This window comes from Nonomuraea sp. NPDC000554, from assembly GCF_040300065.1.
In the GTDB taxonomy this organism is placed as follows: Bacteria; Actinomycetota; Actinomycetes; order Streptosporangiales; family Streptosporangiaceae; genus Nonomuraea.
Map to the genome: position 1 here is coordinate 40,970 of NZ_JBEPDC010000033.1, position 14,855 is coordinate 55,824.

Genomic DNA, 14,855 nt, shown 5'->3' on the forward strand with positions numbered 1-14,855 from the left:
AGCCTAGAAGCTCAAGTTAACTTCAGGTCAACTACCGATCTTCTTGCCCTTGCCGTGCCAGGACACCGCGACCGACGGGCGCGGCTGGTCGCCGTCCGGCCAGCGGCTGGCGGGCTTGTCGGGGGTCGCGCCGTCGATCTCGCCCGGGTGCTGCACCGCGACGAAGACGCTGAGCTGGTCCTCGGTCACCATCGGCCCGCAGGTCTCGGCCCCGACCGGCACCGTGAGGAACTGGCGCAGGTGGCCGCGCTCCTTACCCTTCAGCGGCATCACGAACATACCGTCGTTGCTGCCGAGCTGGTTGCCGTCGGTGGCGATCCACAGGTTGCCGTCACGGTCGAAGGTGACGTTGTCGGGGCAGGAGATCGGCGAGACCTGGGTCTTGTCGTACCCGGCGAAGTAGGTCGCGGGGTCCTTCGGGTCGCCGCAGATCAGCGGGAGCGACCAGGCGAACGTCGTCGCGCCCGCGTCGTCGCGCTTCTCCACCAGCTCCAGGATGTGGCCGTGCTTGTTGGACGGGCGCGGGTTGGCCTCGTCCACCTGCGCGGCGGTGCGGTTGGTGTTGTTGGTCAGCGCCACGTAGACCGCGCCGTTGACCGGGTTGCGCTCCATGTCCTCGGGACGGTCCATCTTGGTCGCCCCGACCTTGTCGGCCGCGACGCGGGTGTAGACCAGCACCTCGGTGGCGGTCATCCCCTCGACGTGCGACTCGTCGCCGCTGACCAGCGGGATCCACTCGCCGGAGCCGTCGAACGCGCCGTCGGACGGCAGCTTGCCCGACCCGTCGATCTCCTCCTTGGGGCTGTCGCCCGTGAACTTGGCCACGTACAGCGTGCCCTCGTCGAGCAGCGTCCGGTTGTGCCGGTCGAAGCCCTCGATGTAGCGCTTCTTCGAGACGAACTTGTAGATGTACTCGAAGCGGGAGTCGTCGCCCATGTAGACCACCAGGCGGCCGTCACGGGCCAGCGTGGTGTTGGCGGCCTCGTGCTTGAACCGGCCGAGCGCGGTGCGCTTGATCGGCGTCCCCTCGGGGTCGAACGGGTCGATCTCCACGATCCACCCGAACCTGTTGGCCTCGTTCGGGTGCTTGGCCAGGTCGAAGCGCTCCTCGATCCGGTCGAACCGGCGGCTGCCCGACGGCGTGCCGCTCGGGATCGTGTAGCGGGAGATGTAGGGCTTCTGCGCCGCGGGCACCTTGTCGCCGTTGACGAAGTACTGGTCGAAGTTCTCCTCGGCCGTCAGCACCGTGCCCCACGGCGTCACGCCGCCCGAGCAGTTGTTCAGCATGCCGACCGGCTTGAGCCCCGCCTGGTCGGCGGCCGTCTTGAGCAGGTCGGAGCCCGCGGCGGGGCCGCTGAACTTCATCGGCGTCTGCGCGGTGACGCGGCGGTTGTAGCGGCGGCGTCCGTTGGTGACGAGCTTCCACTGGCCGGTCTTGCCCGCCCGCTCGATCTCCACGACCGAGCCGCCGTGCGCGGCCAGCGCGATCTTGATCTGCTCCTCGGTGGCCGCGGCGCCCGTGGTGTAGCCGCGGAACATCAGGTTCTCGTCGGTGTACTCGTGGTTCACCCAGAGCAGGGCGCGGTCCTTGCCCATCGGCAGCAGGGTGACGTAGTCGCAGTTGTAGCCGAACTGCTTGGCCTGGGCCTCGGCGCTCTGGTTGGCGAAGTCGAAGGCGGGCGCGTCCGGGAGGACCGGGTCGCCCCAGCGCACCACGACGGCCTGCTCGTAGCCCTCGGGGACGGTCAGCGCGTCGTCCGTGTTCGGCGGGACCGGGGTGAAGCGGATGTTCCCGCTGCCCTTCAGGGTCTCCGCGTCCGCCGTCTCGGCCACGGGGTCGTCGGCCAGGGCCGGCACGGCCCCCGCGACACCGGCGCCCACGACGAGCGCGCCCAGCGCGCCGGCGCGCAGCACGCCGCGGCGGGACAGGGCCTCCTTGACGACGTCGCCGAAGTAGGAGTTCTCGCTGGTGTTCGCAACGTCGTGCGCACAGGCGTTGCCGCATCGGAACTGGCAGGTCAGCGCGGAACGGCCGGCCTTGTGCGGGGTGGAAAGCAGTGGCAGCAGCCGGCCGGGCGTGGGGTTCGCCACAAGTCCTCCAAGTTGTGCTGTTTGCGCCGTTTGTGCGCAGTCGTTCGGCGGGGACGTTACGGTCACCGTCCAAACCGGAAGTGAACGGCAGTCTCCGCCACGGTGAACGCTTCCGGGGAGACACCAGATGGACAATGGTGAGGTGCCACCACGCAAACTCGACTTGGAGAAGGTACGGGCCGCGCTCGACGCGCAACTGGTCGCGCTGGACGAGCCGCCCTTCGACGGCCCCGCCACCGCGCTGCCGCGGGCGCTCGTCGCGGCCGTGCTGGCCGCCTACGACCGCGGCCTCCAGCCCGAGCGCGACGCCGCCCGGCAGGCCGTCAGGTACCTGCTCGACAGGCTCGCCACCGCCGCGCCCGGCCGGACCGTCGAGGTGCGCGTCCCGCCGTACGCCGCCGTCCAGGCCATCGCCGGGCCCCGGCACACGCGCGGCACGCCCCCGAACGTCGTCGAGACCGACGGGCGCACCTGGATCGAACTGGCCCTGGGCCGCCTCACCTGGGGCGAGGCGATGGCGAAAGGCGCCGTCTCGGCCAGCGGATCCAGGGCCGACCTCTCCGAGCACCTGCCGCTCCAGGACGACCCGACCGCCTAGCGGGGGCGGTTCATCCAGGGGAACTTCTGCTCGAAGCAGCGGTCGGCGAGCTGGCCGGGCAACTGGCCGCACTCCTGCACCACGTTCCAGAACCAGATCGCCACGATCGCGAACAGCACCAGCGCCAGGACGCTGAGCACGATGCCGGTGATGGCGCGGCCCTTGCCCACTCCCCTGCTGACCGCGACACCGCCGAAGACGATCGACAGGATCGCGGTGATCAGGCCGGTGAAGCAGACGAACACCAGGAACGGGCTCGCCACGCCCAGCACCAGGGAGGCGGTGGCGAGGCCGCTGCCGGGCCTGGGCGGCTGGTAGCCGGGCGGATACTGGCCCGCCCCGCCGGGCGGCGGGTACTGACCGCCGCCGCCAGGTGGCACGTACTGCCCCGCGCCGCCGTACTGGCCGGGCTCGCCGTACTGGCTCGGCCCGCCGTAGGGGCCCTCGGCGCCGCTCGGCGGGTACCGGCTCTCGCCGCCGGACGGTGGTCCGTAGGGCGGTCCGCCTCCGCCTGGAGGGCCGCCGTACGGGCTGGAGGGCGAGGTGCCGGGGACGGCCGGCTCGCCCGGGGACGGCTCAGGGCGCGGCTCCTGCGTACCGCCCCCGGCGCCGTAGGTGGCCTCAGGGCCGTACTCCTTGGGGCCGCCCTCGTACGGGGAGCCCGGGGCGGCCTGCTCGCCCTGTGCGGCGAACGAGGGCCTCTCGCCCTGGGTGGGCGGTTCGTACCGGGACGGCGGCGGGGCGCCGGGGCGGCCGGGTTCGGACGTGTCCCCCCACCCCGGATAGGGAGGCGTGGCCCCCGGGACCGGGAAGACCTGGGTATCCTCGGCGCCCGGCCGCTCGAACGCGACGGTCCGCTCGGCGTCCGGAGGGCCCTTGTCCTCCTCTGAAGGACCTGTATCCCCCCGGCCCGCCTCAGCGGGCTCGCCGCGGCCGGCCTCCGGAGGGCCGGTGTCCCTCCGGCCCTCCGGGAGGTCCGTGTTGCCGCGGCCCGCGTCCGGCGGCATCTCGGGGCGCGGGGATTCCGAGGGCTCCGGCGTCTCCGGCGAGTCGGGCAGGTCCGGGTGGCGCGGTCCACCGGGCCCGCCGCCCGGCCCCGGAGCCGGTCCCGGCGGGGGCGGCGGGGCAGGGCCCTCCGGGCGCGGCACGATCGGCGGGACGGGCGTGATCGGCTCCTCCGCCTTCGCAGGCGCCCCAGGCTCGAACCCCGGCCTCGCAGGCGCGCCAGGCTCGAACTCCGGCTCCTCAGGCGCGCCAGGCTCCCTCCCCGGCTCCTCAGGCGCTCCAGATCCCCTCCCCGGCCTCTCGGGCTCGCCAGACTCTCTCCCGGGCCTCTCGGGCGTCCCTGCCTCGCGTCGCCCGCCCTCCGGGGGTTCGGCCGTGGGGTGGCCGCCCGACGGCTTCTCAGGCGGCTCCTCCGTCCTCCCCTCGCCCCACCGAGGGGTGGCAGGGGTCCCCTCCTGGCCGGGCTCTTCGGGACGGTCCTCGCGCGGGCGGTTCGGGTCCCCAGGTGTGGTCACGTCTGCGTCTCCCGACGGGTCGGAATGCCGGATACTTCACTTTTTCTCGGAAGCGCCCGCCAAAACCCTGTGACACGGCAATCATCCGTTCACTCTTCGGTCAGCAAACGTCCAAGCGGGGTCGCGGAAGCCCTGATCACGCAGGCCGTCCGGCCCCACAGGCGGGGAACGGCACGGGAGCGGGCCTGACGGGCCCCTGAACACCTCATCGGCGAGATCATCCACAGCGGATCGGACGTGGGGCAGGCCCGCCCACGCCCGCTGATCCGGCCCCCGGGTGTGCGAGCAGGGAAGCGGCCGACCTAGACTGAAGCACGTGCTGAAGGGCGACGGCCGGATCGGCCATGACCTGGACCCCAGCGACCGTGCACCCAAGGACGCCTGTGGTGTCTTCGGCGTCTGGGCGCCAGGCGAGGAAGTGTCCAAACTCACCTACTACGGGCTGTACGCGTTGCAGCACCGCGGCCAGGAGTCCGCTGGCATCGCGGTCAGCGAGGGCAGCCGCATCCTCGTCTACAAGGACATGGGCCTCGTCGCCCAGGTCTTCGACGAGTCGGTGCTGGGCACGCTGCGCGGCCACCTGGCGATCGGCCACTGCCGCTACTCCACCACCGGTTCCAGCGTGTGGGAGAACGCTCAGCCCACGCTGAGCTCCACCGACGTCGGCGGGCTCGCGCTGGCCCACAACGGCAACCTGATCAACACACCCGTGCTGGCGGAGCGGCTGGCTCCCGGGGCCACCAGGGCGACCACCGACACCGAGGTGCTCACCACCCTGCTCGCCCAGGACCGCAGCCGGTCCGTCGAGGACTCCGCCGCCGAGCTGCTGCCGCAGGTCAAGGGCGCGTACTCGCTGGTGTTCATGGACGAGAAGACCCTCTACGCGGCCCGCGACCCGCAGGGCATCCGCCCGCTGGTGCTCGGCCGCCTGGAGCGGGGCTGGGTGGTGGCCTCCGAGACCGCCGCCCTCGACATCGTGGGCGCCACCTTCGTCCGCGAGATCGAGCCGGGCGAGCTGCTCACCATCGACGAGCGCGGCGTCCGCTCGCGCAGGTTCGCCCTGGCCGAGCCGAAGGGCTGCCTGTTCGAGTACGTCTACCTGGCCCGTCCCGACACCACGATCGCGGGCCGCGGCGTGCAGGTCACCAGGGTCGAGGTGGGCCGCGTGCTGGCCCGCGAGCACCCCGTCGAGGCCGACCTGGTCATCCCGACCCCCGAGTCGGGCACGCCCGCGGCCGTCGGCTACGCCCAGGAGAGCGGCATCCCCTACGGCCAGGGCCTGGTGAAGAACTCCTACGTCGGCCGCACCTTCATCGAGCCGTCGCAGACCATCAGGCAGCTCGGGATCCGGCTCAAGCTGAACCCGCTGCGCGAGGTCGTCGCGGGCAAGCGGCTGGTGGTGGTCGACGACTCGATCGTCCGCGGCAACACCCAGCGCGCGATCGTCAGGATGCTGCGCGAGGCGGGGGCCCGCGAGGTGCACGTCCGCATCTCCTCGCCGCCCGTGGCGTGGCCGTGCTTCTACGGCATCGACTTCGCCACCAGGGCGGAGCTGATCGCGGGCTCGCTCACGGTCGAGGAGATCCGGGCCTCGCTGGGGGCCGACTCACTCGGCTACATCTCGCTGGAGGGCCTCACCGAGGCCACCACGATCCCCGCCGACCGGCTCTGCCGTGCCTGCTTCGACGGCTCCTACCCCATCCCGATCGACCAGGACAACGTCGGCAAGTTCGTGTTGGAGAGCAAGGCGTGAGCGAACGAACCAGTGGGCCCGGCAGCACGTACGAGGCCGCGGGTGTCGACATCGAGGCCGGCGAGCACGCCGTCTCGCTGATGAAGGACAAGGTGGCCCGCTCGCGCCGCCCGGAGGTGGTCGACGACGCCAGCGGCTTCGCCGGCCTCTTCGACGCCTCGGCCCTGCTGCGCTACCAGCGTCCGCTGCTGGCCACGTCCACCGACGGGGTGGGCACCAAGGTCATGATCGCCCAGCGCTACGGCAAGCACGACACGATCGGCATCGACCTCGTCGGCATGGTCCTCGACGACCTCGTGGTGTGCGGGGCCGAGCCGCTGTTCATGACCGACTACATCGCCTGCGGCAAGGTGGTGCCGGAGCGGGTCGCCGAGATCGTCGGCGGCGTCGCCGAGGGCTGCCGGCTGGCGGGCGCGGCGCTGGTGGGCGGCGAGACGGCCGAGCACCCCGGCGCGATGGGGCCCGACGAGTACGACCTGGCGGGCGCGGGCACGGGCGTCGTGGAGGCGTCCGCGCTGCTGGGCCCCGACCGGGTCCGGACTGGCGACGTGGTGCTCGGGCTGGCGTCCTCGGGCGTCCACTCCAACGGCTACTCGCTGGTGCGGCACGTGCTGCGCGAGGCGTCGCTGTCACTCGACGCCGTGCTGCCCGAGCTGGGCCGGCCGCTGGGCGAGGAGCTGCTCGAACCGACCCGCATCTACTCGCTCGACTGCCTGGAACTGACCCGCACACTGGACGTGCACGCCTACGCGCACATCACCGGCGGCGGCGTCGAGGGCAACATCGCCCGCTCCCTGCCCGGGCACCTCGACGCGGTCCTCGACCGCTCGTCCTGGACTCCCCCGCCCGTCTTCCAGGTGCTGGCCGGTCACGGCCGCATCGCGCAGAAGGACATGGACAGGACGTTCAACCTGGGAGTCGGCATGGCCGCCGTGGTCGCCCCCGAGAGCGCCGACGAGGCGATCCGGCTGCTGGGCGCCAGAGGGCTCGACTCGTGGGTTCTCGGCGAGATCGTGCCGGGCACGGGCCAGGCCCGCTACCGCTGAGCATGACAAAGCCCCACGGATGGCTGCCCGTGGGGCCCGACGCGTGACCGAGGGCCGGCGACGCCGGAACCTCGGCCACGTCAACCAGATGAACGGCTATCGGCGGCCGGACGTACGGTCATCGTCGTCGTCTCCGGCACCGTAGTCATCGGCGTAATCGGCATAGCGATCCGCCAGCTCGTCGTTGAGGTCGTCGGCGTCATTACTGGAGTCTCCGACCCCGAGTTCATCGCGAAGACGGTCAAGATCCGTGCCACCGCTGTTGTACTTCAGCTGGCGAGCAACCTTGACCTGCTTGGCCTTTGCTCGGCCGCGCCCCATTGGCTCGACCCCCTCGTGTGGGGTCGTCCCCGACCCCTCGTCGCTAACGCACCACACACTGACGCCGCCTGACTTCGGGCGTCAGCCTATCGTTCGCCTATTACCGTACCTGTTTTGTGCCCAGCTCGGTACGTCGTATGGACGTGGGGCGTCACTGGCCCAGCCAAATCGCCCGAATACGTCCGACTTCCGACATTCTGCGCTCGGCCAGCCTATCGGCTGCCACGGCGGGGGGAACGCCCTCGTCGGCGGCGATTGTGAAGATCTTCAGAGTCGTGTCGTAGATCTGCGCCGCCTTGGCTCTGGCGCGCTCCATGTTGAAACCCTCGATCTCGTCTGCGACCTGAATCACACCGCCGGAGTTGACCACGTAGTCGGGGGCGTACAGGATGCCGCGCTCGGCGAGCTGCTTCTCGACGCCGGGGTGGGCGAGCTGGTTGTTGGCCGCGCCGCAGACGATCGACGCCTTGAGCTCGGCCACGGAGGTGTCGTTCAGCGCCCCTCCCAGGGCGCAGGGGGCGAAGACGTCGAGGTCGGAGGTGACGAGGGCGCGGGCGTCGGCGACGACGTCCACCTCGGGGCGGCGCTGGCGCACCCGCTCGACGGCCTGGGGGCTGACGTCGCACACGACGACCTCGGCGCCGTCCTCGCGCAGGAGGTCCACCAGGCGGTGGCCGACCTTGCCGACGCCCTCGACGCCCACCCGCCTGCCGTGCAGCGAAGGCGTGCCGAACACGCGCTCCGCCGCGGCGCGCATGCCCTGGAAGACGCCGAAGGCGGTGAGGATCGAGCTGTCGCCGGCGCCGCCGTGCGCCAGGGTGCGGCCGGTCACGTAACGCGACTCGCGCGCGACGATGTCCATGTCCTCGCTGTAGGTGCCCACGTCGCAGGCGGTGATGTAGCGCCCGCCGAGCGACTCGACGAACCTGCCGTAGGCGCGCAGCAGTGCCTCGGTCTTGTCGCGCGTGGGGTCGCCGATGATGACGGCCTTGCCGCCGCCCAGGTCGAGCCCGGCGAGCGCGTTCTTGTAGGCCATCCCCTTGGCCAGGTTGAGCACGTCGGCGAGGGCCGCCTGCTCACTCTCGTAGGGGTAGAACCTCGTTCCCCCCAGAGCCGGGCCGAGCACGGTGTTGTGGATGGCGATGATGGCACGCAGGCCGCTCTGCTCGTCGGCGCAGAACACGACCTGCTCGTGGACGTCCTTGTGGGACGACCCGAAGACGTCGGTCACGGTAGTGACTCCCTGTCCGGTCCGCCGCCTCTTTGCGGCGGAGATCACCTATCAGCGTAGTAGCCACAACGGTGCAAGCAGGTTGTCTTCATGACACGATGCCTCCGTGCTGCCCTATGCCGCGTACCTCCGCGTCTACGAGCCGCTGACCGCGTTCCCCGAATCCGAGCGCAAGGTCTGGGCCGACTACGCCGACTCCCGTGACCGTCCGCGCCGTGCCAACGCGCTCAACGCCGAGCACGGCGAGTCCGTCAGGCGCCTGCTCGGCATGCCTCCGCACCCGGCACCCGCTCAGGAGAGCCACAACGCCTATCTGCGGCGCGTAGAGGACCGTCTGTACGTGTGTCCCTGGCAGACCCGGTTGCGCTCGTGGCTGGCCTTCTCGAAGCTGCGTGGCAACACTCCTGTGAAGCTGATGGACCGTCTCGTCCCCAAGGCGATCGCCGACCAGACGGCCGACGACTTCGACCGGTACAAGCGCAGCGAGGGCTCCTCGGCGCTGCGCACCCACATCCGCACCACCGCGTGGCACGTGCCAGCGTCCTGGTTCGTGCCGTTCGACGGGAACGAGCGCTGGCTGGTGCTCGGCTCGGCCAATCCCGGCCAGGACGTGACGACCGCTACGGGCCGTAACCTCATCTACGTGACCTCCATGGCCCAGGCCAGGCGGCGCTCGGCGCGGGCGCTGCAGGTCCTGCGCAGGCATCTGGGCGACGCGGCGGCCAACTTCGACGTCGAGGACGTGGCCCGCTGGCTGGAGGAGTTCCACCCGCACTCGCTGGTGGAACTCGACTACGGCGGCCTGGTCCACCTCATGGACGACGACGCGCTCCAGGCCGACCAGTCGGTGGCCGAGCTGTCGGCGGCCCTGACGGGTTTGGACACGGGTCAAGAAGAGCTTGCGTTCGCCATGTACCAGAGGGTCGTCCTTCGATGGAAGTCAATGCAACTTCTGGAATCTGCCAACTGAGCCCCATTGCAACCGTCTGACCTGCATGAGTAGGTCATGACTCGCGGCTACTCGCTTCTGCGAGAAGAGTAGTTTGCCGTTTTCACTGCGATACCACGAAACGTGTCGCTAGAATCACCGAGCGTGACATCGCCATGTGGGCGGGCAGTTGGGTCAAAGAAGGGCTCGCCAATCGCTCTGCGTGGCGGTATGGTCACTTCGGGTGATGCCGCATATGGTCCAGAAAAGCCGCACGCTTCGGGCCATAGGGGGACATCCGTGACACGCGCAACCGCAGTCGCCGGATCGCTACGAACGGTCCACACGGAGGAGAGGCCGCACAAATGTCAGCTCGTACACCCGAGGCCGAGCCGCTGCTCACGCCCGCCGAGGTCGCGACCATGTTCAGGGTCGACCCCAAGACCGTCACCCGGTGGGCCAAGGCGGGCAAGTTGACGTCGATTCGTACACTCGGCGGTCACCGGCGCTACCGGGAGACCGAGGTTCGGGCACTGCTCGCGGGGATTCCGCAGCAGCGCTCGGAGTAATGCCGAGATCGTCACGAACCTCAGGGGGGTTGAACGGTGGGCCAGGTTCCCAAGCCCGGTCCACCTTTGTGACGACGACACGTCGCAACGGGAGCTGGCGCCGCCCGCCCGGCGCCATCCTTCCCTCCCCTAGGCCAGCTGCTCCCGGGTGAGCAGTTCCAGGAGCCTGTTGACCTCGCCGTCGTAGCCGGCGGCCACCCCCAGCAACGCCACCATGTGGTCGACGAGCATCTTCTCGAGCGTCCTACGCTCGATGTCACGGTGTTCGAGCCAGTCGAGGCCCGCGGTCTCGACCGAGGCGATCCACGAGCGCAGGGTGGTGCGCAGCACCGGGCTCGGCTCCTCGACCCTCATCTGCTTCTGGATGAGCCGGAACAGGCGGCGGCGCACGCCGTCGACGATCTCGCCCACCTCGCCCGCCCGGTTGGCCGGGCCACCGCGCAGCAGCGCCGCGAAGCCCGCCGCGTGCTCCTCGACGAAGTCGAAGTACCGCCTGAGACCCGAGGCCAGCTCGTCGAGCGGCCTGCCGCCCTCCTGGGGCCGCAGCCGCGACTCCAGCTGCTCCGCCGCGCTCCTCAGCGCCGCCACGTAGAGCTCCTGCTTGCCGCCGAAGTAGTGGTAGACCAGGGCCCGCGAAGCGCCTGCCGCCGAGGCCACGTCGTCGATCGAGACCTCTTCGGCGTCGCGCGTGCTGAACAGCTCCAGGGCCGCCGCCATGAGCTCCTCGCGACGGCGGTCGACGCTGAGCCTGCGGCGGGCCGGTCGCGCCGTCTCAGCTGGCTTCCCGGGTGTCACACCTGCACAGTAGCCGACCCCCTGCCCGATAGCGGACGTGTGACCTTCAGGTCAATATCAGCCTTCCCTAACCTGAGGCCGTACCCTGCGGGGAACTCGATCGTTTGGTGAGACAGGTGCCCATCTTCGCATCGCGGGGGAGACACATGTCAGGACCACCCGTCAACACTTCAACCATTACCGAGCTCCGCGAGGCAGACGCGGTGCCTCGGCCCCGGCCCACGATCCGCAACGTCGCCGAGCGGGCCGGCGTCTCGAAATCGCTGGTCTCGCTGGTGCTGCGCGGCTCGCCGCACGTGAGCGAGCACCGGCGCGAGGCCGTGCTCCAAGCGGCCAGAGAACTCGGCTACCGTCCCAACGCGGTGGCCCGCAGCCTCGTCGAGGGCCGCACCCACCTCGTCGGCGCGCTCGTCGCCGACCTGCACAACCCGTTCTACGCCGAGTTCCTCGACGGCTTACAGGAAAGCCTGCACGGCGACGGACTGCGCATGCTCATCGGGAACAGCCAGTGGGACCCCGCCTTCGAGGACGAGGCCGTGGAGGCCTTCCTCGAGCTCAGGGTCGACGGGCTGGTCCTGCTGGGCATCGCGCCGACCAGCGAGACCCTCATCGAGGCCACCTCGTACACCCCGACCGTCGTCGTAGGGGAACGTGACATCGAGCTGGACGGCGTCGACATCGTGGTCGACGACGACCAGCTCGGGGCCCGCCTGGCCATCGACCACCTGGTCGAGTTCGGCCACAAGCGGATCGCGCACATCGAGGGCCCGCGCCCCTCACGCTGCGAGGGCTACCTCGTGGCGATGCGCAGGCACTCGCTCGCCCCGTACATCATGGTCGAGCACGCCGAGTCGACGGAGGAGGGTGGCAGGCAGGCGGCAATGGCGCTGCTGACCCGCGACCCGAGACCCACGGCGATCTTCGCCGCCAACGACGCGGTGGCGCTCGGGGTGCTGTCGGCGGCCGGCGAGATGGGCCTGCGAGTGCCCGAGGACCTCTCGGTCGTCGGCTACGACAACACGCACCTGTCGGCCTCGCAGCACATCTCGCTCACCTCCGTCGACCAGCCCAGACGCACCATGGGACGGTCGGCGGCGGCGCTGCTCAGCGACCGGATCGGGGACCCCGCCAAGGTCGCCAGGCTGCGCCAGGTGACACCCGAGCTGATCGTGCGGCGCAGCACGGGTCCGGCCTAGGAAATCCCAAGGCTGGGTCAACCCGCCCAGCCACAACACGGCACGTTGGTTTACTCATCAGGGTCATGCGGTGGTGAGGTGTGACCGGACTTTGTTCGGTCACAAGCTGATCCGGGGGGACAGTCATGCGTGATCCAGAACTGGTGTCCTGCGCCCAGCGCGCTGCGTCCGAGCTCGAACGCGCCTGGGCGCAGTGGCGCGCGTCCAGGGGCAGGAGCGGCGACACCGGGGCGGAGTCCGTGGCGAGCTACGTGGCCCACTCCCTCGACCACCCGTGGGGCCGCCCCCGTGTCGTGCTCGGGCTCGACGCCGAGGACGCGCGGGAGCTCGCCGCGCTGCTCCAGCGGCAGGAGGTCGGCGAACGCGTCTGGTGATGGCCCGGGTTGGCGTAAGTTGGAATTCATGCGTGCATTCCCAGCGTCCGTCCTCGCCATCTGCGGCCTGATCGCCACCGGCTGTGGCGGTGCCGTCCCCGGTGGCGCGTCGGCGGGCCGGGCCGCCGAGCCGGCCCCGGCCCCGCCCGCGCGGGCCGCTGGCGTCGCGACGGCCAAGCCTCTCGACGGCAAGGTCGTGGTCATCGACCCCGGTCACAACGGCGGGAACTACAAGAACCCGGCGGCCGTCAACCGCAAGGTCAACGTGCTGACCAAGTGGAAGCCCTGCGACACCACCGGCACCGAGACCACCGGCGGCTACACCGAGGCCGCCTTCACCTGGGACGTCTCCAACCGCCTGGTCAAGCTGCTCGAGTCGCGCGGCGCCAAGGTCAAGCTGACCAGGTCGAGCAACACCGGGGTCGGCCCGTGCATCACCGAGCGGGCCGCCATCGGCAACAAGGCCAAGGCCGACGCCGCGCTCTCCGTGCACGCCGACGGCGCGGCCCCGGCCGGGCACGGCTTCCACGTGATCATGCCGAAGAAGATCAACGGGCCGGTCGACCCGGTGGTGGGCAAGTCCAGCAGGCTCGGCGTGGCCGTCCGCGACTCCTTCAGGAAGGGCACCGGCCTGCCGTACTCCACCTACATCGGCAGCAAGGCCCTCGACTACCGCTCCGACCTGGGCGGGCTCAACCTCTCGACCGTGCCGAAGGTCTTCGTCGAGTGCGGCAACATGAAGAACCCCGCCGAGGCCGCCAAGTTCCAGGATCCGAAGTTCCGTCAGCGGATCGCGCTGGCACTGGCCGACGGCCTGCAGCACTATCTCGAAGCATGATTCCGCGCGCCAACCTGCACAACCCGCTGTCCGGCTCCTACGAGCTGGCCACGGGCGCCACGATCTCCGGGCCCGCCGACCTGGTCGACGCCGTCCGCCTCGCGCTCCCCTTCCTGGACCTGCGTCCCGGTGACACGGGCGCGATCGAGCTGCGGCTGGACCCCGCGCTCGGCCCGGAAGGCTACCGGCTGGTCACGGGGTCGCGCGGGGTCGAGATCGCGGCGGGCGGCCGGGCGGGCGCCTTCTACGCGGGGCAGACGCTGCACCAGTCGCTGCCCGACGCGTCCTACCGGTTCACCACGCGGGAGGAGTGGATCGTTCCGGGGGCGCGGATCGAGGACTCCCCCCGCTTCTCGTGGCGCGGCCTGCACCTGGACGTCGCCAGGCACTTCTTCCCCAAGCGGGAGATCCTGCGCCTGCTCGACCTGATGGCCGTGCACAAGCTGAACCGGCTGCACCTGCACCTGGCCGACGACCAGGGCTGGCGGGTGGAGAGCCGGGCCTACCCGCTGCTGCACGAGGTGTCGTCACACCGGCCGCGCACGGCGTCCAACTACCACCGCGAGCCCGAGACCTACGACGACCTCCCGCACGGCGGCTACTACACGCTCGACGACCTGGCCGAGATCGGCGCGTACGCCCGCGCCAGGGCCGTCACGGTCGTCCCGGAGATCGACGTGCCCGGCCACGCGTCGGCCATCCTGGCGGCCTACCCGTCGCTCGGCGCCACCAGGGAGCGGCACGACGTCCTGCACCGCTGGGGTATCTCCTCGGCGATCCTGTCGCCGACCCCGGCGACCGTGGAGTTCCTGACGGCGATCTTCGACGAGCTGATCGGCGCGCTCGGCGAGACCCCGTACGTGCACATCGGCGGCGACGAGGTCGTCCTCGACCACTGGTCCGCCTCGCCGGAGATCACCGCTTACGGCGAGTCGCTCGGCCTCGACTCGGCGGTGGACCTCCAGGCGTGGTTCCTGAGGCGGCTCGCCGACGCGCTCGCCGAGCGCGGCTCGCGCGCCGTCGTGTGGGACGAGGCGTTCGTCAGCGGCCGGCTGCGCCAGGACACCGTGGTGATGCCGTGGCGCGGCATGGGCGTCGGCCGCCGGGCCGCCGCAGCCGGGCACGACGTGGTGGCGACACCGGTGTTCCCGCTGTACTTCGACTACGCGGAGTCCGCCTCGCCCGACGAGCCGATGGCGATCGGCGACACCATCACGGTGGCGGACGTCGCCGCGTTCGACCCCGCCCCCTCCGGCTGGACCGCCGAGGAGCGCTCCCACGTCCTCGGGGCGCAGGGGCAGCTGTGGACCGAGCGCATCCCCGACGCCCGCACGCTCGACTACCGCCTCTGGCCGCGCGCCTGCGCGCTGGCCGAGGTGGCGTGGTCGGGCGGCAGCGGCGACGACTTCGACGAGCGCCTGCGCGCCCACCTCGGGCTGCTGGACGCGCTCGGCGTGGAGTACCGCCCCCTGGAGGGGCCGCGCCCATGGCAGCGCCGCCGCCCGCACCGGCCGGGCAGGGTGAATGTCGCCGACGTGATGTCCCGCCTCGACGCCATGACCTTCGACGCGGAGTCCACCCGCCCGAGCATGTGA

General features: G+C 70.8%; 14 protein-coding genes. 9 read left to right on the forward strand and 5 right to left on the reverse strand.

The annotated features are described in order from the left end of the window. Positions 1-27 precede the first annotated feature (27 nt). The gene (locus ABT294_RS42185) at positions 28-2,091 is read right to left on the reverse strand and encodes a PhoX family protein (protein WP_350812085.1); all 2,064 of its coding nucleotides are present in this window, start codon (positions 2,089-2,091) and stop codon (positions 28-30) included. Positions 2,092-2,218: 127 nt separating this feature from the next. Between ABT294_RS42185 and ABT294_RS42190 the strand changes: the two genes are divergently transcribed. After that, the gene (locus ABT294_RS42190) at positions 2,219-2,689 is read left to right on the forward strand and encodes a sterol carrier family protein (RefSeq protein WP_350812086.1); all 471 of its coding nucleotides are present in this window, start codon (positions 2,219-2,221) and stop codon (positions 2,687-2,689) included. Here the strand turns inward: ABT294_RS42190 and ABT294_RS42195 are convergent. Next, positions 2,686-3,837, reverse strand: a complete 1,152-nt coding sequence (locus tag ABT294_RS42195) for a hypothetical protein (protein WP_350812087.1) — start codon at positions 3,835-3,837, stop codon at positions 2,686-2,688. The genes ABT294_RS42190 and ABT294_RS42195 overlap by 4 nt on opposite strands. A gap of 688 nt (positions 3,838-4,525) precedes the next feature. Between ABT294_RS42195 and purF the strand changes: the two genes are divergently transcribed. Together purF and purM are read left to right on the forward strand one after the other, a co-directional pair. Further along, the gene (purF, locus tag ABT294_RS42200; protein ID WP_350812088.1) at positions 4,526-5,962 is read left to right on the forward strand and encodes an amidophosphoribosyltransferase; all 1,437 of its coding nucleotides are present in this window, start codon (positions 4,526-4,528) and stop codon (positions 5,960-5,962) included. Beyond that, complete coding sequence (gene purM, locus ABT294_RS42205) at positions 5,959-7,008, forward strand: phosphoribosylformylglycinamidine cyclo-ligase (RefSeq protein ID WP_350812089.1); 1,050 nt, start codon at positions 5,959-5,961, stop codon at positions 7,006-7,008. The genes purF and purM overlap by 4 nt, the downstream gene beginning before the upstream one ends. Before the next feature lie 96 nt (positions 7,009-7,104). Here purM and ABT294_RS42210 read toward each other — a convergent pair whose 3' ends face one another. Beyond that, on the reverse strand, positions 7,105-7,329 hold the full coding sequence (locus ABT294_RS42210) for a DUF3073 domain-containing protein (RefSeq protein WP_350812090.1): 225 nt from the start codon (positions 7,327-7,329) through the stop codon (positions 7,105-7,107). A 151-nt stretch (positions 7,330-7,480) separates the two neighbouring features. Then, positions 7,481-8,560: a Leu/Phe/Val dehydrogenase gene (locus ABT294_RS42215; RefSeq protein WP_350812091.1), complete on the reverse strand. Its 1,080-nt coding sequence runs from the start codon at positions 8,558-8,560 to the stop codon at positions 7,481-7,483. A 106-nt stretch (positions 8,561-8,666) separates the two neighbouring features. Between ABT294_RS42215 and ABT294_RS42220 the strand changes: the two genes are divergently transcribed. Both ABT294_RS42220 and bldC read left to right on the forward strand, forming a co-directional pair. Beyond that, complete coding sequence (locus tag ABT294_RS42220) at positions 8,667-9,530, forward strand: DUF8083 family protein (RefSeq protein ID WP_350812092.1); 864 nt, start codon at positions 8,667-8,669, stop codon at positions 9,528-9,530. Positions 9,531-9,853: 323 nt separating this feature from the next. Continuing rightward, the gene (gene bldC, locus ABT294_RS42225; RefSeq protein ID WP_013133571.1) at positions 9,854-10,057 is read left to right on the forward strand and encodes a developmental transcriptional regulator BldC; all 204 of its coding nucleotides are present in this window, start codon (positions 9,854-9,856) and stop codon (positions 10,055-10,057) included. Between the two features lie 129 nt (positions 10,058-10,186). On the opposite strand, the gene ABT294_RS42230 is transcribed toward bldC, so the two are convergent. Continuing rightward, positions 10,187-10,852, reverse strand: coding sequence for a TetR/AcrR family transcriptional regulator (locus tag ABT294_RS42230; RefSeq protein ID WP_350812093.1), 666 nt, complete (start codon positions 10,850-10,852; stop codon positions 10,187-10,189). A 146-nt stretch (positions 10,853-10,998) separates the two neighbouring features. Here ABT294_RS42230 and ABT294_RS42235 point away from each other — a divergent pair, with 146 nt between their 5' ends. The 4 genes from ABT294_RS42235 to ABT294_RS42250 all read left to right on the forward strand — a co-directional run bounded on the left by ABT294_RS42235 (position 10,999) and on the right by ABT294_RS42250 (position 14,855). Beyond that, entirely contained in the window at positions 10,999-12,048 is a 1,050-nt protein-coding gene (locus tag ABT294_RS42235; RefSeq protein ID WP_502912212.1) for a LacI family DNA-binding transcriptional regulator, read from the forward strand. Positions 12,049-12,173: 125 nt separating this feature from the next. Beyond that, positions 12,174-12,422, forward strand: coding sequence for a hypothetical protein (locus tag ABT294_RS42240; protein ID WP_350812095.1), 249 nt, complete (start codon positions 12,174-12,176; stop codon positions 12,420-12,422). A 28-nt stretch (positions 12,423-12,450) separates the two neighbouring features. Further along, on the forward strand, positions 12,451-13,260 hold the full coding sequence (locus ABT294_RS42245; RefSeq protein WP_350812096.1) for an N-acetylmuramoyl-L-alanine amidase: 810 nt from the start codon (positions 12,451-12,453) through the stop codon (positions 13,258-13,260). Further along, positions 13,257-14,855, forward strand: a complete 1,599-nt coding sequence (locus ABT294_RS42250; protein WP_350812097.1) for a beta-N-acetylhexosaminidase — start codon at positions 13,257-13,259, stop codon at positions 14,853-14,855. The genes ABT294_RS42245 and ABT294_RS42250 overlap by 4 nt, the downstream gene beginning before the upstream one ends.